Source organism: Sphaerisporangium sp. NPDC088356 (assembly GCF_040685555.1).
Lineage (GTDB): Bacteria > Actinomycetota > Actinomycetes > Streptosporangiales > Streptosporangiaceae > Sphaerisporangium.
On sequence record NZ_JBFBIK010000129.1, the window covers coordinates 1 to 20,330 of the forward strand.

Consider the following 20,330-nt stretch of genomic DNA (forward strand, 5'->3'; position numbering starts at 1 on the left):
CGCGCGAATGTTCGAGAAAACCCGTGCGGCACCGTGCCGCGTTTCCTCCCCGGCCCGAAGGCCGGGGTCTCCACGCTGAAAGGATTCGATGAGGCGCGGCACTCCGGTCGTATGAAGGCGGGAACCCCTCCGCGCCCTTGACGCCAGCCGAGGCGATCGCCGGGCAAGGGAACCGAAGAGGTGCCGTCAGCCCAGCCAGGCCGCCATCTGGGCCTCGGCGCCGGAGTCCCAGCCGAGGCGCAGGTGGTTGAGCGGGAGCGTGGCGGTGGCCACCCGGTTGGCGATGCCGTCGGTCGCCGCGCAGCTCGCGATGAACACCGCGCCATCGGACGGCCCGGTGTGCTCGTTGTGCATCAACGGCATGTCGGGCATGCTCCCGCAGAGCTGGTAGACCGCGACGCTCGACGGGACCCCCGCGTTGATCATCGGCTGCACGAGCGAGCCCTGGTCGATGCTGTACTGGATGCCGCGCCCCTTGGTGTAGAAGCCCGTGCCGCCGTAGTAGGTGGTGTACCAGTCCTGCTCGGCCGTGGGCAGCGGGTAGACGCTGTCCCAGCGCGCCAGCATCTGCCGGCCTCCGGGGAACGCGGTTCCCTCGTAGCTCAGCTGGGTGCCGTCCCGCCACAGGCCGTAGCAGACCATGGAGGTGTGCGGCGCGGGGGCGTTGAGGGCGCCGCCACAGTCGGGGTAGATCGCGAAGTCGTGGCTCCAGCCGTGCCGGTAGCCCCAGTCGAAGCCCTTGTTCGGCCCGCCGACGAGCACGAGCTTGCGCACGTCGCCACCGTAGGCGCTGCCCCACGACTGGCGCAGCGACGAGACGTACATCCGGGCGTTGAACGCCCCCTTGGACCAGCCGATCAGGTCGACCTGGGAGGCGCCCGTCTTGGTCCTGATGATCTGGATCGCGTCGCGGATCTGCTCCGACCAGCGGTAGCCGTCGCCGGTCTTGTGGGGGAAGCCGATCGCGAACACCTTGTATCCGCGCGCGTCCAGATACTGCATGAGCCCGGTGGAGGGGCACGTTGTGCGCCCGCAGCCGTAGTCGCCGAGGACGTTGGGGTTCGCCCACGCCTGGTCGGCGGTCTGGTTGGCGCCGTGCACCAGCAGGACCGGCACGGCCTTGGAGCCGCTCTGCCAGCCGGGCGCGTGGTACAGCAGGAAGCGCGAGGAGTGCGGCTGGGCGACGTCCCCGAAGAACCGCCTGGTCTGGCCCGTCTGGTCGCCGACGCCGCCCGGAGGATAGGCCTCGGTCGCGAAGCCGGTCGAGGCGTCACGGTAACGCTCCACCTGGGCCCAGCCGTTCTGGAGGCTGGTGGTGTAGGTCGCCTCCAGGCTCACCTGCCCCGTCGCCGACGCGGGCGGCGCTTGCGCGACCACCCCCGAGACTCCCAGAACCACCATGGCCAGAGCCGACGTCAATCGCCGCAGTCTCCGCATGAACCGCTCCTTGTCGCGCACACCCTCTTTTATGAGAGGTGATTCACCTGTTAACTTGGCGGCAACAATCCTCTTCGTCAAGGGATGGCGATGAACGCAGCCCGATCCCGCACCGTCCGCACCGAGCGTCTGACGACGCACATCCGGGAGACGGGCGCAGGTGTCCCCGTCGTGTTCGTGCACGGCAACCTCTCCGACGGCTCCGCCTGGGACGAGCAGCTCGGCCTGCTCCCCGACGGCTTCCACGGCATCGCCCCCGACCTGCGCGGCTACGGGAGCAGTGACCCCGCGCCCGTCGACGCGACCCGGGGCGTCGCCGACTACAGCGACGACCTGATCGCGCTGCTCGACGCGCTCGGCCTCGACGCCGTCCACCTGGTGGGCCACTCGCTGGGGGGCGGCGTCATCCTCGACCTCGCCATGCGCCACCCCGGCCGCGTCCTCAGCCTCACCCCGGTGGCGCCGGTCTCGCCGTACGGGTTCGGCGGCACCAGGCTCGACGGCACGCCGTGCGCGCCCGACTTCGCCGGCTCGGGCGGCGGCACCGCCAACCCCGACCTGGTGAAGCTCATCGCCGAGGGCGACGAGTCGGACGCCAGCCCGCTCTCGCCGCGCAACGTCGTGCGCACCCTCTACTTCCCCGGCCCGGACGGCGTCCGCGACGAGGAGGCCCTGCTCAGGGGCATCCTGTCCACCCACCTCGGCGACGGCAGCTACCCGGGCGACTCCGAGGCGTCGGAGAACTGGCCGGGCGTCGCGCCGGGGACGCGCGGGGTGCTCAACGCGATCTCCCCGAAGTACCTCGACTGGAGCGGCCTGCCTGAGTCCGGATGCCGCGCCCCGGTGCTCTGGGTCCGCGGCGACCTGGACGCGATCGTCTCCGACACCTCGATGGTCGACCTCGGCCACCTCGGCGCGAGCGGGTACGTGCCGGACTGGCCCGGCGAGGAGTCGTTCCCGGCCCAGCCGATGATCCAGCAGACCAGGGACGTCCTCACCCGGTACGGCCGCTACTCCGAGCACGTCATGGAGGGCACCGGGCACTTCCCGTACACCCAGCGGCCGGGCGAGTTCTCGGCGCTGCTGCACGCCCACCTGTCCCGGGTGTCCGCGGGCTGACGCTTTGATCGGGGGAGCGCGAATGCAGGCATGGCAGGTCGAGGACGAGCCGCCGCCCACCAGCACGCGGGGGCGGCCACTGTCCCCGAAGGGTGAACGCACCCGGCGGCGGCTGCTCGACGCCTCGGAGGAGGTGTTCGCCGAGCTCGGCTACCACGAGGCCTCGATCGTCAAGATCACCGAGGCGGCCGGGTGCTCGCAGGGCACGTTCTACATCTACTTCGAGGGCAAGCAGCAGATCTTCGACGAGCTGGTCGCCGACCTCAACCGGCGCGTCCGCCGGGCGATGTCCGAGGGGGCCAGGCAGGGTCGCACCCGGCCCGAGTCGGAAAGGCTGGGCTTCAAGGGGTTCTTCCGGTTCACCGCCGAGCATCCCGCGCTCTACCGGATCATCCGCCAGGCCGAGTTCGCCTCGCCGGGCATGCTGCAGCGGCACTACCGGACCATCGCCGACGGCTACGTGGGCGGGTTGCGCGCGGCGATGGCCGACGGCGAGATCGCCCAGGCCGACCCCGAGGTGCTCGCCTGGGCGCTGATGGGGGTCGGCGAGCTGATCGGCATGCGCTGGATCCTGTGGAAGGACGGCCCGAGCGCGGTGCCTGACCAGGTCTTCGAGGAGATGTACGCCTTCATCCTCCGCGGCCTCGGCGCCACCGTACCCGAAGCGTCCGGCTCGAACGGGTACGAACCGTCCGGCTCGGGCGCGGACGGGCCTGAAGCGTCCGGCAGCACGGGGACGGAACGATGACGTCGGCCCTGGGCCGGTGGCTGCGCGACCGCGCGCGTGCCACCCCCCACCGCACCGCCATCGTCTTCGAGGGCGAGGCGACCTCGTACGGCGAGCTGGACGCCCGGTCGGAACGGCTCGCGGCGGGCCTCCTCGCCGCCGGGGTGCGCCGGGGCGACCGGGTCGCCACGCTGACGGGCAACCGCCCCGAGCACGTCGAGCTGTTCTTCGCCTGCGCCAAGGCCGGGCTGATCCTCACCCCGGTCAACGTGCGGCTGACCGCGCCCGAGGTGGCCTACCAGCTCGCGGACGCCGAGCCGTCGATCATGTTCGCCGCACCCGCGCTGGTCCCGCTCGCGGAGGAGGCCCGTACGAGCTCCGGCCACCCCTGCCGCGTCGCGGAGCTCACCCGCGGCGGCCTGGACGCGCTCGCCACGACGGGCGAGGACACCGGCGCCGGGGACACCGGCGGCGCGGGAGACGAGCACCGCGACCCGGCGGACGACGACGGCCTGCTGCTCGTCTACACCGCCGGCACGACAGGACGGCCGAAGGGCGCCCTGCTGACCCACGCCAACTGCTTTTGGACCAACCTGTCCCTCGACCGGGGCTGCGAGCTGCGCGAGGACGACGTCGTCCTGCAGGTGCTCCCCCAGTTCCACGTCGGCGGGTGGAACGTCCAGCCCCTGCTCGCCTGGTGGAAGGGCGCGACCGTCGTGCTGGAGCCGTCGTTCGACGCCGGGCGGGCGCTGCGCCTCATCGCCGAGCGGGGTGTGACGACGATGATGGGCGTGCCCGCGACCTACCTGTTCATGGCGCAGCATCCCGGCTTCGCGACCGCCGACCTGTCCGGGCTGCGCCGTGTCGTGGTCGGCGGCGCCCCCATGCCCGAGCCGTTGCTGCGCACCTGGCTGGACCGGGGCGTGCGGATCGTCCAGGGGTACGGCCTCACCGAGGCCGCGCCGAACGTCCTGTGCCTTCCCGAGGAGGACATCGCGGGCCGCGTCGGCTGGGCGGGCATCCCGTACCCGCACGTCGACGTGGCGCTGCGCGACGTGGAGACCGGCGGCACGCTCGACGGGCCGGGCATCGGCGAGCTGGTCGTGCGGGGCCCGAACGTGTTCGCGGGCTACTGGCGCGACCCGGAGGCCACCCGCGCGGCCGTGACCGGGGGCTGGCTGCGCACCGGAGACATCGCCGAGCGCGACGCGGACGGCTTCTACCGCATCCGCGACCGGGCGAAGGACATGTACGTATCCGGTGGTGAGAACGTCTACCCGGCGGAGGCGGAGTCGGTGTTGCAGGGTCATCCCGAAGTCGCCGAGGTGGCGGTGGTCGGCGTCCCCGACGCGCGCTGGGGCGAGGTGGGCTGCGCGTTCGTGGTTCCCGTGCCCGGCGCGGCGCCGGAGGCCTCCGAGCTGATCGCGCACTGCCGGGCGCGGCTCGCCGGGTTCAAGGCGCCCAAGTACGTACGGCTGGTCGACAGGCTGCCCCGTTCCGCCGTCGACAAGGTGCTGAAGAGCAAGCTGCGCGGCGTGTGGGAGCAGGCCGGATGACCCGCGTGCGGCTCGCCGCCACGGCGTCGTACCTGCCGGAGCGGTGGATGGACGCGGCCGAGATCTCCGGCCTGTCCGGGATCCCCGAGCAGGTGCTGGTCGACAGGTTCGGCCTGCGCGGCAAGCACATCGCGGCCCCGGACGAGCATGTCAGCGACATGGCGGCCACCGCGGCACGGCGGCTGCTCGCCGAGCGGGGCATGGAGCCCGAAGAGGTCGACGCCCTGGTCTACTTCGGCTCGACGTGGAAGGACTTCGAGGTCTGGCACGCCGCGCCGCGCGTGGCCCACCTGCTGCGCTGCGGCCGGGCGACGGTGCTGGAGCTCGCCTACGTCTCCTGCGGGTCGCCGGTGGCCGTGCGGGTGTGCCGCGACCTGCTGCGGGCCGAGGACGAGATCCGCACGGTGCTGGCCGTGGCCGCGTCCCGCGAGTCCTCCCTCATCGACTACGGCAACCCGCGCACGCGGTTCGCCTACGACTTCGGCGACGGCGCGGTGGCGGCGCTGTTCGTCAGGGACGCCGGTGATGAGGCCGGGCGGGTGCCGCGGGAGGTGCTCGGCTGCCACATGATCACCGACGGGTCGTTCTCGCTGGACGTGATGGTCCCTGCGGGGGGCAGCGCCGAGCCGGCGAGCCACGAGACGGTGCGCGGCGGACGGCACTTCCTCGACGTGCCGGATCCAGGAGGGATGAAGGAACGGCTGGACCCCGTCACGCTGCCCAACTTCCTCGCCGCCGCCGACGAGGCCCTGCGCCGCTCGGGCGCGGGCCGCGACGACGTCTCGCACCTGTGCGGCATCCACGTCAAGCGCTCGCTGCACGACACCCTGGTCAAGGAGCTCGGGCTGTCCCCTGACCAGGCGACGTACCTGGACGACACCGGCCACATGAGCGGGGTGGACCCGCTGCTCGGGCTCGACCGGGCGGCCCGGGCGGGGCGGCTCTCCCCCGGCGACCTGGTGCTCCTCCTCGCGGCCGGCACCGGCTACACCTGGGCGGCGAGCGTCATCCGCTGGTGAGCCCCCCGGGGGCCGATGGCGCGCGGCGATCAAGGCGAGCACACTCAGCCCGGGACCCTAAAGTAGCGACGGGGAAGCACCCCCCGAGAGCAAGGGGATAGTCGATGCCGCACGAGAAGCTGTCGTCGATCTACGACAACGTCCTGCGCCGCAATCCGGGCGAGGCCGAGTTCCACCAGTCCGTCCAGGAAGTACTGGAGAGCATCGGACCGGTCCTTGGCAAGCATCCCGAGTACGCCGAGTCGAAGATCATCGAGCGGATATGCGAGCCCGAGCGGCAGATCATCTTCCGGGTTCCCTGGGAGGACGACCAGGGCGAGGTGCACATCAACCGCGGCTTCCGCGTCGAGTTCAACAGCGCGCTCGGCCCCTACAAGGGCGGGCTGCGCTTCCATCCCTCGGTGTACCTCGGCATCGTGAAGTTCCTCGGCTTCGAGCAGATCTTCAAGAACAGCCTGACCGGCCTGCCGATCGGCGGGGGCAAGGGCGGCTCCGACTTCGACCCGAAGGGGCGCTCCCCTCGCGAGATCATGCGCTTCTGCCAGAGCTTCATGACCGAGCTCTACCGCCACATCGGGGAGCACACCGACGTTCCGGCCGGTGACATCGGCGTCGGGCAGCGCGAGGTCGGCTACCTGTTCGGGCAGTACAAGCGAATCACGAACCGCTACGAGTCCGGGGTGATCACGGGCAAGGGCCTTGGTTACGGCGGCGCCCAAGTACGCACCGAGGCAACCGGGTACGGCTGCGCGTTCTTCGTCGACGAGATGCTGAAGGCACGCGGCACGTCGTTCGACGGCAAGCGCGTCGTGGTCTCGGGCTCGGGCAACGTCGCCATCTACGCCATCGAGAAGGTCCAGCAGCTCGGCGGCGTCGTGGTCGCCTGCTCCGACTCCTCGGGGCACATCCTCGACGAGAAGGGCATCGACGTCGACCTGCTGAAGCGGCTCAAGGAGGTCGAGCGCGCCCGGTTGCACGTCTACGCCGAGCGGCGCGGCGGTAGCGCCTCCTTCGTGCCCGGCCGGGGCGTCTGGGAGGTGCCGTGCGAGGTGGCGATGCCGTCCGCCACCCAGAACGAGATCAGCGCCGCCGACGCCGAGACGCTCGTCCGCTCAGGCTGCGTCGCGGTCGGCGAGGGCGCCAACATGCCCGCCACCCCGGGCGCCATACGGGTGTTCCAGCAGGCGGGCGTGTCCTTCGGACCGGGCAAGGCCGCCAACGCGGGCGGCGTCGCGACCAGCGCGCTGGAGATGCAGCAGAACGCCAGCCGCGATTCGTGGACCTTCGAGTACTCCGAGCAACGCCTGCGGCAGATCATGCGGGACATCCACGTCCGCTGCCTGGAGACCGCCGACGAGTACGACCAGCCGGGAAACTACGTCGCCGGCGCGAACATCGACGGCTTCAAACGGGTCGCCGACGCGATGCTCTCCCTCGGCCTGGTCTGAGCAACCCCCAGGAGGGAGGTTCTCCCTCCTGGGGCGGGTCCGCCGTTCACCGCGCGTCACCGTGTCCCCGTGGGTCAGGCGACGACCGGCTCCCCTGCCTTCCACACGCGGGCGACCATGGGGACGCCGGGACGGTAGGACAGGTGGACGTGCGACGGGGCGTCCAGCAGGACGACGTCGGCGCGCGCGCCGGGCGCGAGATGCCCGACGTCCGTACGCCGCAGCGCCCGGGCGCCGCCCATCGTGGCCGCCCACACCGCCTCCCCCGGTGTCATGTTCATGTCGCGCACGGCCAGGGCGACGCAGAACGGGATGTTCGTCGTGTAGCTCGACCCGGGGTTGCAGTCGGCGGCCAGGGCGACCGTCGCCCCGGCGTCGAGCAGGCGGCGCGCGTCGGGGTAGCGCGAGCGGGTGGAGAACTCCGCACCGGGCAGCAGCGTCGCCACGGTGTCACCGGACGCCAGCGCCTCCACGTCGGCGTCGCTCAGGTGCGTCACGTGGTCGGCCGAGGCCGCCCCCAGCTCCACCGCGATCGCGACGCCGGGGCCGGGGCCGAGCTGGCCGGCGTGCACCCGGGGAACCAGGCCCCGCTCCTTGCCCGCCGTGAGGATCGCCCTGGTCTGGTCGCCGTCGAAGGCGCCCCGGTCGCAGAACACGTCGATCCACCTGGCGTGCGGGGCGCAGGCGTCGAGCATCGCACCGCTCACCAGCGCGACGTACGCGTCCGGGTCGCCGGCGTACTCGGGTGGGACCACGTGGGCGCCGAGGTAGGTCACCTCGGCGGTGTGCTCGGCGGCGAGGCGCAGGCTCCGCGCCTCGTCCTCGACCGTGAGGCCGTACCCGGACTTGCACTCGATCGTGGTCGTGCCCGACCTGAGCGCCTCGGACACCAGGCGCCGCAGGTTAGCCCGCAGCGCGTCGTCCCCCGCCGCGCGGGTCGCCGCGACCGTCGTGCGGATGCCGCCGGCCGTGTACGGGCGGCCGGACATCCGGGCCTCGAACTCCGCGGTGCGGTCCCCGGCGAACACCAGGTGCGCGTGGCTGTCCACGAACCCGGGGATCACCGCCCGTCCCCCGGCGTCGAACCGCTCGCGCGCGGCCCCCTCCGGCACCCGTGAACGCGGGCCCGCCCAGGCCACGCGGCCGTCCTCGACGACGAGCGCGGCGTCCGGCACCAGGCCGAGCGTCCCCTCGCCGAGCGCCGGGTCGTTGGTGACCAGGGAGCCGATGTTGTCGATGAGCAGGGAACTCATGTCAGCTCCGAGAGTGCGTGTTCGCGGGGGACGCTCATGTCAGCTCCCCGATGGCGGTGGCGAGGGCGGCGGGGACGTCGTCCACGAGCAGGTGCCGACCGTCGGCGACGACCCGGCGGCCACCGACGACCACCTCGCGGACGTCGGCCGCCGTGGCGGCGAACACCACAGACTCGACCAGGGCGTCGGCGGGCGAGCCTGCCGTCCGTACCGAGTCGAGGGTGACGGTCACCAGGTCGGCGGGGGCGCCCACCTCGATGCGGCCCGCCTCCGGCCAGCCGAGCGAGGCGTGGCCGCCGGAGGTGGCCGCCCGCAGCAGGTCGGCGGCGAGCCAGTGCCCGCGCTCGCGGGTGGCGAGGCGCTCGTCCAGCTCCACGCCGCGCGCCTCCTCGAAGAGGTCGACGACGGCGTTGCTGTCGCTGCCCAGCGACAGGGGCGATCCGGCGTCCGCCAGCGCTCGCGCTCGGCCGATGCCGTCCGCGAGGTCGCGCTCGGTGGTGGGACACATGCAGACGCCGGTGCGCGACTCCCCGAGCAGCGTGCGGTCGTGCGGGGTCAGGTGGGTCGCGTGCACGGCGGTGGACAGGGGGCCGAGCGCGCCGTGCTCGGCCAGCAGCTCCGCCGGGGTACGGCCGTAGGCGGACAGGCACGCCTGGTTCTCGGCGACCTGCTCGGACAGGTGGAAGTGCAGCGGGGCGCTGCGCTCACGCGCCCAGCCGCTCACCGTGCCGATCGCCTCGGACGGCACGGCGCGTACCGAGTGGACGGCCGCGCCGACGCGGGCGTGCTCGCCGCCCTTCAGGCCGGCGGCCCTCTCCACCCAGGCCTCCGCGTCGCGGTCGCCGAAGCGCAGCTGCGGCCCTTCGAGCGGCATCCCGAAGCCGCCCCGCAGGTAGCAGGTGTCGAGCAGCGTGATGCGGATCCCCGCCTCGGCGGCGGCGGCGAGCAGCGCCTCCCCCATGACGTTGGGCGAGGCGTACGGCCGTCCCCCGGTGTCGTGGTGGACGTAGTGGAACTCGCCGACGCAGGTCACTCCGGCGAGCGCCATCTCGGCGTAGGCGGCCCGGGCGAGGGCGTGGTAGCCGTCCGGGGTGAGGCGGGCGGCGACGTCGTACATCTGCCGGCGCCACGTCCAGAACGTGCCGCGCTCGCGCTGGGTGCGCCCGCGCAGCGCCCGGTGGAAGGCGTGCGAGTGGGCGTTGGCGAGCCCCGGCACGGTCACCCCCCGCAGGTGGACGGCCCCGGGCGGCGGCGCGGAGACCCCGCGCCGTACGTCCGTGACGCGTCCCCCGGCCGCCTCCACCACCACACCGGAAACCGCCGCCTCGCCACCCAGCCAGGCATGGTCGGCGAAGAAGACCGTCACCACGCCCCACCCCCCGTACTGCCAAGGCCCCCGCCGCTCGGGGTCCGCATCACCATGGCACCCGGTACAACGGCCGGAGCGGGGTGGAGCCGGGTCATCGGCATGCGAGATCCTCCAGTACCGCGGTCAGGGCCACGACGCCGGCGACGCAGTCTTCGGTCTCGGCGTGCTCGGCCGGGCTGTGGCTCACCCCGGTCCGGTTGCGCACGAAGAGCATGGCGCTCGGCACCGACGCCGACAGGATGCCCGCGTCGTGACCCGCCCCGGTGGGCAGGGCGGGGACCCCGCCGAGCGTCGCCGCGATCCGGTCGCGCAGTTCGTCGCCGAACTCGACCACGGGGGTCGAGGACTCTTCCACGACCTCGACCCGCACGCCGTGCTCGGCGCCCGCCCCCCGCGCGGCCTCGGCTATGCGACCGACCATCGCGTCGACCGTGGCGGCGTCGGGCGCGCGGCCGTCGAGCCAGGCGTCGACCCGTGAGGGGATGGCGTTGGTGCCGTTGGGGTCGACGCGAACCTTGCCGAACGTCGCCAGCGCGCCGGCCTGTTCCGCCGCCTGCCTGGCGGCGAGCACCGCCGAGGCGAACGGCAGCATGGGGTCGTGCCGGTCGGCCAGCCGGGTGGTTCCCGCGTGGTTGGCCTCACCGTGGAAGGTGCAGCGCCACCGGCCATGCGGCCAGATCGCGCTCGCCACGCCGATGGGCGCGTCCAGCTCGTCCAGCCCCCGCCCCTGCTCGATATGCAGCTCCACGAACACCCCGATCCGACCAAGAGCGAGATCATCTCGCCCGATGCCGGTGGGACTCGGGACAAGACCCTGATGGCCCTCTCGCAGGGCGCCGGGCTCGGGGACTTGCCCGTGATCCGCACTTTGGTGGGACGCGAGACTTCGCCTGCTTTCCGACATATCCGGCACGGCGGGCTGATCGTCGTGTCCTGGTGTGGTTCGTGCCGCCTGTAGGGCCTCGGCGAGGGTCACTCCGTCGCCGTCGCGCAGGGCTCGGGCCTCGTCCGGGGCGAGGATGCCGGTGAGCAGGCGGCTGCCGACGCAGGCCACCCCAAAACGGGAACCCTCCTCGTCGGCGAAGTTGACCACCGCGATCGGGCGCGCCGGGACGACACACCGCTCGCGCAGCTCGTCGACGGCGAGGAACGCCGAGACCACGCCGAGCGGGCCGTCGAAGGCGCCGCCCCCCGGCACGCTGTCCAGATGGCTCCCGGTCACCACCGCGCCGGGGCCGGGAGTTCCCCACCAGGCCCACTGGTTGCCGTTGCGGTCAAGCTCGTAGCTCAGGCCGCGCAGCGCCGCCTGCTCCCGGAACCAGCCGCGCAGGGCCAGGTCGACCGGCGTCCAGGCGAACCGCCGGTACCCGCCGGCCCCCTCGTCGCCGATCGCCGTGAGACCTTTCCACAATCCCTCGAACCGGACCCGAAGCGCCGCCCGCCGTCCCGCGAGCCCGCGCCGCCAAGGGTGGTCGGTCACCGTGCTCCCCCGTCTGCCATCGGTACCGCCACGCCGCGCTCTCCGGCGATCTCGGCGGCCCTGTCGTAGCCCGCGTCGACGTGCCTGATGACGCCCATACCCGGATCGTTGGTCAGGACTCGCTCCAGCTTCTGCGCGGCCAGGGCCGTACCGTCCGCGACCGCCACCTGGCCCGCGTGGATCGAGCGGCCGATGCCCACCCCGCCGCCGTGGTGGATCGACACCCAGGACGCGCCCGAGGCGACGTTGACCATCGCGTTGAGCAACGGCCAGTCGGCGATGGCGTCGGAGCCGTCCAGCATCGCCTCGGTCTCGCGGTACGGCGAGGCGACCGACCCGCAGTCGAGGTGGTCACGGCCGATGACCAGCGGGGCGCGCAGCTCACCCGAGGCCACCATCTCGTTGAACCGCACCCCGGCCCGGTCGCGCTCGCCGTACCCGAGCCAGCAGATACGGGCCGGCAGCCCCTGGAAGGCGACCCGCTCCCCGGCGAGCTTGATCCAGCGGGCGAGCGACTCGTTCTCAGGGAACAGGTCGAGGATCGCCCGGTCGGTCGCGGCGATGTCCCGCGCGTCGCCCGACAGCGCGGCCCAGCGGAACGGTCCCTTGCCCTCGCAGAACAGCGGCCGGATGTAGGCCGGGACGAAGCCGGGGAAGTCGAAGGCGCGCGTGTATCCGGCGAGCTTGGCCTCCCCGCGGATCGAGTTGCCGTAGTCGAAGACCTCGGCGCCCCCGTCCATGAAGCCGACCATGGCCTCGACGTGCGTGGCCATCGCCTCGCGGGCGCGCAGGGTGAAGGCGGCGGGGTCCTTGTCCGCCTCGTCGCGCATGTCCTCGAAGGCCATCCCGAGCGGCAGGTACGACAGCGGGTCGTGCGCCGAGGTCTGGTCGGTGACGATGTCGATCGGGGCGCCCATCGCCAGCAGCCGGGGCAGCACGTCGGCGGCGTTGCCGAGCAGCCCGATCGAGAGCGGGCGCCTGGCGTCCCTGGCCTCGACCGCGAGCCGGAGCGCGTCGTCGATGTCCCGGGCCTCGACGTCGAGGTAGCGGTGCTCGATCCGGCGGGCGATGCGCGAAGGGTCGCACTCGACGCAGATCGCGACACCGTCGTTCATGGTCACCGCCATCGGCTGGGCGCCGCCCATCCCGCCAAGCCCGGCGGTGAGCGTGATCGTCCCGGCGAGGGTCCCGCCGAACCGCTTGGCGGCCACCGCGGCGAAGGTCTCGTACGTGCCCTGCAGGATGCCCTGGGTGCCGATGTAGATCCAGGAACCGGCGGTCATCTGGCCGTACATCGTCAGCCCGGCCGCCTCCAGGCGCCGGAACTCCTCCCAGTTCGCCCAGTCGGGGACCAGGTTGGAGTTGGCGATCAGCACGCGGGGCGCCCATTCGTGAGTCCGCATCACCCCGACGGGGCGCCCGGACTGCACGAGCAGCGTCTCGTCCTGCTTCAGGCCCTGGAGCGTACGCGCGATGGCGTCGAACGACGGCCAGTCGCGCGCCGCCTTCCCCGTACCGCCGTACACCACGAGCTTGTCCGGATGCTCGGCCACCTCGGGGTCGAGGTTGTTGTGCAGCATCCGGAAGGCGGCCTCCTGCTGCCATCCCTGGCAGGACAGCTCCGTGCCACGGGGAGAGCGGATGACCCGCCGGACGTCGTCACTCATCGCTGTCGTTCTCCTTGCTCGGCCGCCGGGCCCGTTCGGGCCGGTGGTGATCGAAGACTCTGTGCTGGAAAGCATGGTGTTCGCCGGGGGCGACCCGGGCGATGGCCCGCCGCTCATTCGGCCAGGAAGAGCCGGCGTTCCGCGGCGCTGTTCTCGAACTCCTCGATGGACGCCTGCTCGCCGGGCGGCAGCGCGTAGATCATGGAGTGGACCAGGGCCGCGCACAGCACGCTCGGCGCCGCCTGCGAGTCGAAGGCGAACTGCGAGCTGACGGGCGCGGTGAGCACCACGTCCGCGTGCTCGGCGAGCGCGCCGACGGAGTGGTCGGTGACCAGCGCCACCCGCAGGCCCTCCCGCTTCGCCCAGACGAGCCCGTCTCGCAGCTCGCGCGGGTAACGGGGCAGGCCGAACGCGAGCACCCACGCGGCGCCGGCCTCCCTGGCCCGGCTCAGCGTGTCCTCCAGCGTAGACCCGGGGGTGTCGATGACCCGCACGTCGGGATGCGCCTTGGCCGCCAGGTACCCGAAGAGATGGGCGAGCGGCGCGGACACCCGCAGCCCGACGACCGGCAGCGGCCGGGACGCCGCCAGGTTCGCGGCCACGTCCACCAGCCGCCGGGTGTCGCCGAGGGAGTCGCGCAGCAGCTCCAGGTTGCGGAGCTCGGAGTCCACCATGGCCTGGACGGGGTTGAGCTCCGCGGACTCCGCCGCCACGCCGTCGCCGTCGCGCAACGCGGCCCGCAGGTGGTCGCGGAACTCCGGAAAGCCGGTGAACCCCAGGGCGAACGCGAAGCGCGTCACGGACGGCTGGCTGGTGCCGACCGCCTCGGCGATGTCGACGCTGGTGAGGAACACCGCCTCGTGGGGGCGTTCGAGGAGGTGACGGGCGATCCGGCGCTGCGACGGCGACAGCCGGTGACCTTCGAGCAGCTCCCGGAGGCGGGCCGCCACCCGAGACGCGTCCTCGGACGCGACCGCCACCCCCTGGCTCACCGAATCACCCACTCGCTTCTCCCTCGCAGAACCCACGACACCCGACCTGGTCACCGGCTCGCCCCTCGCCGGGCCCGCGAGGTCTTGCCTCCCGGGCTTCGGAGTGACCCCTGCCTCCGGACCCCTCCTTGGGTGCTTTCATCCTCTTGCTCCGTATGTAGATTTTCATGCAGGATTGTCGCTGAATACGTTCATGTCAATGGCTCCGGGCGATGTGCCGAGTAAAGTGCTTGATAAGGGGCTCTCTGATGACGTCGCGGACGATCACCCTGGACGGGACCCGAACCCGTCCGGCCGACATCACGGACATCGCATACGCCGATGCCCCCGTCTCCCTTGCCGCTGAGGGGCTCGACCGCGCCACCGCCTCCCACAAGGCCGCCGCGGAGATCGCGGAACGACGGCCGGTGTACGGGCGTAACACCGGGGTCGGCGCCAACCGCGGTGAGGACGTCGCGCCCGCCGACAGCGACACCCACGGGCTCCGCCTGCTGCGCAGCCACGCCGGCGGCATCGGCCCTCTGGTGCCCACCCCCCAGGTACGCGCGATGCTCGCCGTCCGCGCGAACCAGATTCTGGCCGGTGGCGCCGGGCTCCAGCCCGTCTTCGCCGAGGCGCTGGCCCAGGCGCTCAACGCGGGGCACCTGCCCGAGATCCACGAGATCGGGGCGATCGGCACAGGAGACCTCACCGCCCTGGCGGAGGCCGGGCTGACCCTCATCGGCGAGCGCCCGTGGACCGCCGGCCACACCGGCGAACGTCCATCGACCGGCGAACGCCCGTCGACCGGCGGGCATGCGGCCCCGCCCGAGCCGATCAGGCTGGAGACCGGGGACGCGCTCGCCTTCTGCAGCAGCAGTGCCCTGACGATCGGCCAGGCCGTGCTCGGCTGGTCGGAGATCACGAGCCTGCTGCGGGCGACCCAGGTGGTCACCGCCCTTTCGCTGCTCGCGGTCGACGGCGGCAGCGAGGCGTACGACGAGCGGGTGCACGCCGGACGGCCCCATCCCGGCAACGTCGCGGTCGCCACCGAGATGCGGCGACTGCTGGGCAGGACGGGAACAGGGGTGAGGCCGGCGCGTATCCAGGATCCCTTCGGGTACCGGTGCTTCCCGCAGGTGCACGGCCCGGCCCTGGAGGCCGCGACCGCGCTCGAACGCGTGCTGGACGTCGAGATCAACTCGGCTTCGGAGAACCCGCTGATCTCCGCCGAGACCGGAACGGCGCACCACCACGGGGGCTTCCACCAGGCGACCCTCGGGCTCACCCTCGACCACGTCAGGGTGGCGCTCCTGCACACCGCGCACCTGTCCACCGCTCGCCTGGCGACGCTGGTGGAGCCCGCGTTCACCGGCCTGCGGCCCTTCCTCGCCGAGGGCGCCGCCGCCAGCTCGGGGGTGATGATCCTGGAGTACTCCGCGAACTCGGCGCTCGCCCAGCTCCGCAACGCCGCGTACCCGGCGGCGCTCGGCCACGCCGTCCTGTCGCGGGGCGTGGAGGAGCACGCGAGCTTCGCCTCGCAGTCGGCGCGGCAGACGCTACAGGCCGCCACCGCCTACCGGCTGGTCCTCGCCTGCGAACTGGTGGCGGTCGTACGCGCGCTGCGCCGGCGCGGCATCACCCCCGACCCGTCCACGCCCGCCGGCACGGCCTTCGCGGCGGCGGCTCCCCGGCTCGACCCGCGCACCGAGGACCGCTCCTTGAGCGAGGACGTCGAAACCGCCGGCACGCTTCTCGACACCCTCGCCGAGATCTGACCGCGTCACTCCTGCCGGAAATCCGACCGCGTCGCTTCTGCCGGAAATCTGCGTCATCGGAAGATCTCCGATCGCCCGCTCCCCTTCGCCACCACCCTGCTCCACCGCGTCGCGGAATGGATCGGCGAGATGCGGCAAACGGCCGGATTAAACACTTTCCACCAGAGATTGACATAACCTCCCGCAGACGCACAATGAAGTACACATCTCCGGTACCACCCCCCGCCGGGAGAACTTGTGAGAGCTTCGAACCTGCTGGCCGCCATCGCCGTGACGCTCCTGCTCTGCGGGATGCCGGTCGCTCCCGCCGCCGCCGTCCAGCCTCCGAGCCGCTATCCCCGGACGCCGCAGGGCACCCTGTTCCTGAACCACGGCGCGCTGCTCGGCTCGACCGAGGACCCGGCCTGGTTCGAGGCCAACATCCCGTTCCTCGAGGTGCCGGACCAGCAGATCCAGAGCGTCTACTACTACCGCTGGCAGACATACAAGGAACACCTCGTCTACACCGGCCCCGAGTACGGGTGGCTGTCCAACGAGTTCCTGCGGCCCGTCTCCTACGGCGCCCCCTATGGAGGGATCTCCGCCGCCGCGGGACACCAGATCAGCGAGGGCCGCTGGCTCCGCGATCAGCAGTACGTCAAGGACGTCATCCACTACTGGCTCAACGGGCCGGGCCAGTTCCCCAAGCCGATGGTCGACGCGGTGAACGCCGACACCTCCGACTGGGCGCACGAGTACAGCTTCTGGGCCGCCAGCTCCGTCTGGCAGCAACTGCTCGCCGGCGGCGACCGCGCGTTCACCCTCGCGCAGCAACCCGCGCTGATCAGGCAGTACGACGGGTGGGCCAACCACTTCAACCCCGCGCTCGGCCTCTACTGGCAGGCGCCGGTATGGGACGCGACGGAGTTCTCCGCCTCGTCGCTGGAGTCCGCCGACCCTTACCACGGCGGTCACGGGTACCGTCCGACGATCAACTCCTACCAGTACGGCGACGCACGGGCCATCGCCCGGATCGCCGCCCTGGCCGGGGACGCCGGCACCGCCGCCGACTTCAACGCCCGCGCCGCCGCGTTGCAGAACGCGGTACAGGCCCGCCTGTGGGACGGCGGACGGCAGTTCTACTACGGCATCGCGCGCGACGGCAATCCGAACCTCGGCAAAACCGGCAGCAGGGAGCTGATGGGCTACCTGCCCTGGGTCTTCGGCCTGGCCCCGGCGGCCAACGCGAGCGCGTTCCAGCAGCTGCTCGACCCGAACGGCTTCGCCGCCGCCTACGGCCCGACGACCGCCGAGCGGCGCAGCCCCTGGTTCATGTACCAGGCGGGCTCGTGCTGCCGGTGGAACGGCCCTTCCTGGCCGTTCGCAACGTCGCAGACGCTGACGGCGCTGGCCAACCTGCTGCAGGACTACCCCGCGCAGCCGTACGTCTCCGCCGCCGACTACGTCAACCTGCTGCACACTTACGCGGCCACGCAGTACAAGAACGGCAAACCGTATGTAGCGGAGGCGCACCACCCGGACAATCCCACCTGGATCTACGACGGCGCCAACCACAGCGAGGACTACAACCACTCGACCTACACCGACAACGTCATCTCCGAGCTGGTCGGGCTGCGCGGCAAGGCCGACGACACCCTTACCGTACGGCCGCTGGCCCCGGCCACCTGGGACTACTTCGCCCTGGAGAACACGCCTTACCACGGGCACAGCGTCACCGTCCTGTGGGACCGCACCGGCGGCAGGTACGGGCAGGGCGCCGGCCTGCGCGTCTACGTCGACGGCGTCCTGGCCGCGAGCCAGGCCGGGCTCGGCGCGGTGACCGTCAACGTGGGCGCGCCGATCACCCAGTCCAGCGGCGGCGGGACGGTGAACATCGCCGCCAACGGGCAGCGGTTCGGCTACCGGGCGCAGCCGTTCGCCTCCTACACCTCGCCGTACGACAACGTGTGGAACGTCGTCGACGGCCTGGTCTGGCGCCGTGACATCCCGAACAACACCCGCTGGACCAGCTACGGCACGCCCAACGCGAGCGACTCTGTGGGGGTGGACTTCGGCCGCGCGGTGACGGTGCGGGACGTACGCCTGTGGTTCTACGACGACGGCGGCGGCGTCCGCACCCCGGGGAGCTACGACCTGCAGTACTGGACCGGCACCGCGTGGGCCACCGTCCCCGGTCAGCTCCGCACGCCGGGCGGGCCGACCGGCAACGCGCTGAACGAGATCACCTTCCCGCCGATCGACACCTCCCGGCTTCGCGTCGTCGCGCCCAACCCCGGCGGCGGCACCGGCTGGGGGCTGTCGGAGTTCGAGGTGTGGTCGCCACCCGTATTCAAGATCTTCAACGCCGGCAGCGGCAAGCTGCTCGCCGTCCAGAACGCCTCCCAGGACGACAACGCGAACGTGCAGCAGTACGCCGACAGCGGGACGCAGGACCACCTGTGGGAACTGGCCGACGCGGGCGGCGGCTACTACAAGATCCTCAATCTCGGCAGCGGCCTGCAGCTCGCCGTCCAGGACGCGTCGACCTCGGCCGGGGCACAGGTGAGGCAGTTCCACGAGAACGGCACGGCCGACCAGGTGTGGAGCCTGGTCGACGCGGGCGGCGGCCGGTTCAAGGTGCGCAACCGCAACAGCGGCCTGCTGCTCGGCGTCGCCGGCGCCTCGACCTCCGACAGCGCCAACATCGTCCAGGTGACCGACACGACAGCCGACGACAGGCTCTGGACGTTCCGCGCCGCAGCCCAGCCTTCGCGGCTGACCGACGACTTCGAGAACCAGAGCACCGCCCAGTGGCAACCCCAGTCGGGCTCCTGGTCGGCCTGCCACCCCGTGTCATGGGAGCTGTGCTCCACCGGCGACGGCGTGACCCTGGCCGGCGACGCCGGCTGGCGGGCGTACACCGTCGACGCGTCGATCCGAGCGAGCGCGAACCCGCCGAACTCGGGCATCGCCCTGGTGGCCAGAGCCCAGGACGGCACCCACTACTACCAGGCCGAGCTCAAGCGCGACGGCGGCGGTTCCCAGGAATGGGTCATCGCCAGGAACGACGGCGGCCAGTGGACCACCCTCGCCTCCGGGCGCTTGACCTGGCCGTCCGCCACCTACTTGAACCTTCGCTTCGCGGTACAAGGAAACCGGCTGACCATGGGCCTGATGAGCCCGGCCGGCACCTGGCAGACCCTCGGCTCCGCCACCGACACCCGTTACGTCAGCGGCCGCCCCGGCCTGCGCACCTGGGGCCTCGCCGGCAGCTTCGACCTCGTCCACGTCCGCTCCGGCTGACCTGTCGCGCCGACGGCCCCCCCGGCGTGCGGCTGACCCGAGCGCACCGGTCACGGCGATGATCTCCCTGTCGGAGAACCCGGGACCGTCGCCGATTTTCACTCAATGAGACCACGGCAGAGCAGCACGACCGTGATGAACGTCTGGTAGATCTGCAGCGGATCGTCGCCGGTGATGCTCGCCGACAGGTCACCGGTTCGCTCGACGCCGGCGATCCTGCCGGCCAGCTCGCAGTAGTCGCTGCTGCGGAAGGAGATGCCCAAGGTGGCGGGAAGGCTGACGGCCGCAGGCATCGCGGTGGGCAGATCCTCGATGGCCGACCGCGCCCGCTCGCGGATCAGGTCCCTCGCCGCCGCCGGATGCAGCGCTTCGGCCGAGAACCGCGAGACGGATCTCTTCACCACCGCGGCTTTGATCCCCGGGCAGAACCGCTCGGTCTCCTCGGCGGTCGTCGCGTCGCCGGTGACCAGCACGATCGGCACCTGGTAGGCGGCGGCGACCAGCGAGTTGATGCCGGCCTCGCCCGCGACGACGCCGTTGATGGTGACCTCGGCGAACGCCATCGGGAAGTAGGTGTGCGACAGGACCGAACCCCTGCTGCCCATCGAGCCGTGATAGGACACCAAGAAGATGGCGTCGTAGCTCGCGTCGAGACCCTGCATCATGTACATGGGCTTGTACCGGCCGGACAGGTAGCCGGCCCGCCCGGCGAGCGCGTCCGGTTTGAGGTTGGCCATCTTCGAATGCGCGTCGTTGACCAGGAACTCGGTGGCGCCGGCCTGCATCGCGCCCTCGATGGCGGCGTTGATCTCCCCGGTCAGCAGTTCGGTGTAGTAAGGGTACTGGGAGCCCCCGATGATGCATTGGTCCCAGTCGACGACTCCGGCGGTGCCCTCCATGTCGGAAGAAATGAAGATCTTCACAGCACGCTCCTCAGATGGAACTCGACGTAATGGTCCAGATTGTCCTCGCACCGTCGTAGTCCGGCCTCGATCGCGTCCAGCTCGACTGACCCCGGGCGGGCGACCCGGTGTGGTGCGCGCCCGGAGCGGGCATGCATCCTGGCCATACGCAGGCCGTGGACATGGGGTCGGGGGGCGTGAGCTCTCATGTTGCTCGTCGGGACGTCGGGGTGGCAGTACATCCACTGGCGCGGAGTGCTGTACCCCCCCGGCCTGCCGCAGCGGGTGTGGCTGGAGCGGTACGCCGAGTGCTTCGACACGG

At 71.8% G+C, this 20,330-nt stretch carries 14 protein-coding genes; 7 read left to right on the forward strand and 7 right to left on the reverse strand.

The annotated features are described in order from the left end of the window. Positions 1-186: 186 nt before the first annotated feature. A complete protein-coding gene (locus tag AB0O34_RS31315; RefSeq protein WP_363921588.1) occupies positions 187-1,437 on the reverse strand; it encodes a hypothetical protein in 1,251 nt (416 codons plus the stop codon). Positions 1,438-1,527: 90 nt separating this feature from the next. On the opposite strand from AB0O34_RS31315, the gene AB0O34_RS31320 reads away from it, so the two are divergent. The 5 genes from AB0O34_RS31320 (at position 1,528) to gdhA (ending at position 7,306) form a co-directional block, all read left to right on the forward strand. Next, complete coding sequence (locus tag AB0O34_RS31320) at positions 1,528-2,556, forward strand: alpha/beta hydrolase (protein ID WP_363921589.1); 1,029 nt, start codon at positions 1,528-1,530, stop codon at positions 2,554-2,556. Positions 2,557-2,578: 22 nt separating this feature from the next. Further along, positions 2,579-3,304, forward strand: a complete 726-nt coding sequence (locus AB0O34_RS31325) for a TetR/AcrR family transcriptional regulator (RefSeq protein ID WP_363921591.1) — start codon at positions 2,579-2,581, stop codon at positions 3,302-3,304. After that, complete coding sequence (locus tag AB0O34_RS31330) at positions 3,301-4,839, forward strand: long-chain fatty acid--CoA ligase (protein ID WP_363921593.1); 1,539 nt, start codon at positions 3,301-3,303, stop codon at positions 4,837-4,839. Before AB0O34_RS31325 ends, AB0O34_RS31330 begins: the two co-directional genes overlap by 4 nt. Then, positions 4,836-5,858, forward strand: coding sequence for a 3-oxoacyl-ACP synthase (locus tag AB0O34_RS31335; protein WP_363921595.1), 1,023 nt, complete (start codon positions 4,836-4,838; stop codon positions 5,856-5,858). The genes AB0O34_RS31330 and AB0O34_RS31335 overlap by 4 nt, the downstream gene beginning before the upstream one ends. A gap of 104 nt (positions 5,859-5,962) precedes the next feature. Continuing rightward, on the forward strand, positions 5,963-7,306 hold the full coding sequence (gene gdhA, locus AB0O34_RS31340; protein ID WP_363921597.1) for an NADP-specific glutamate dehydrogenase: 1,344 nt from the start codon (positions 5,963-5,965) through the stop codon (positions 7,304-7,306). A gap of 74 nt (positions 7,307-7,380) precedes the next feature. Here gdhA and hutI read toward each other — a convergent pair whose 3' ends face one another. From hutI to AB0O34_RS31365, 5 genes are all read right to left on the reverse strand, one after another. After that, entirely contained in the window at positions 7,381-8,559 is a 1,179-nt protein-coding gene (gene hutI, locus AB0O34_RS31345; RefSeq protein ID WP_363921599.1) for an imidazolonepropionase, read from the reverse strand. A 34-nt stretch (positions 8,560-8,593) separates the two neighbouring features. Next, positions 8,594-9,925: a formimidoylglutamate deiminase gene (locus tag AB0O34_RS31350; protein WP_363921601.1), complete on the reverse strand. Its 1,332-nt coding sequence runs from the start codon at positions 9,923-9,925 to the stop codon at positions 8,594-8,596. A gap of 94 nt (positions 9,926-10,019) precedes the next feature. Next, complete coding sequence (locus AB0O34_RS31355; protein ID WP_363921603.1) at positions 10,020-11,408, reverse strand: allantoate amidohydrolase; 1,389 nt, start codon at positions 11,406-11,408, stop codon at positions 10,020-10,022. Further along, positions 11,405-13,075: a urocanate hydratase gene (gene hutU / locus AB0O34_RS31360; protein WP_363921605.1), complete on the reverse strand. Its 1,671-nt coding sequence runs from the start codon at positions 13,073-13,075 to the stop codon at positions 11,405-11,407. The genes AB0O34_RS31355 and hutU overlap by 4 nt, the downstream gene beginning before the upstream one ends. Positions 13,076-13,188: 113 nt before the next feature. Continuing rightward, positions 13,189-14,079 carry a MurR/RpiR family transcriptional regulator gene (locus AB0O34_RS31365; protein WP_363921607.1) on the reverse strand — a complete coding sequence of 297 codons (891 nt, stop codon included), beginning with the start codon at positions 14,077-14,079 and terminating at the stop codon, positions 13,189-13,191. A 236-nt stretch (positions 14,080-14,315) separates the two neighbouring features. Here AB0O34_RS31365 and AB0O34_RS31370 point away from each other — a divergent pair, with 236 nt between their 5' ends. Together AB0O34_RS31370 and AB0O34_RS31375 are read left to right on the forward strand one after the other, a co-directional pair. Further along, the gene (locus AB0O34_RS31370) at positions 14,316-15,824 is read left to right on the forward strand and encodes an aromatic amino acid ammonia-lyase (RefSeq protein ID WP_363921609.1); all 1,509 of its coding nucleotides are present in this window, start codon (positions 14,316-14,318) and stop codon (positions 15,822-15,824) included. Positions 15,825-16,061: 237 nt separating this feature from the next. After that, positions 16,062-19,106 (forward strand): RICIN domain-containing protein, encoded by a 3,045-nt coding sequence (locus AB0O34_RS31375; RefSeq protein ID WP_363921611.1) that lies wholly within the window; start codon positions 16,062-16,064, stop codon positions 19,104-19,106. 98 nt (positions 19,107-19,204) lie between these two features. Here the strand turns inward: AB0O34_RS31375 and AB0O34_RS31380 are convergent, their stop codons facing one another. After that, positions 19,205-20,029, reverse strand: a complete 825-nt coding sequence (locus AB0O34_RS31380; RefSeq protein ID WP_363921613.1) for a M55 family metallopeptidase — start codon at positions 20,027-20,029, stop codon at positions 19,205-19,207. Positions 20,030-20,330 lie beyond the last annotated feature (301 nt).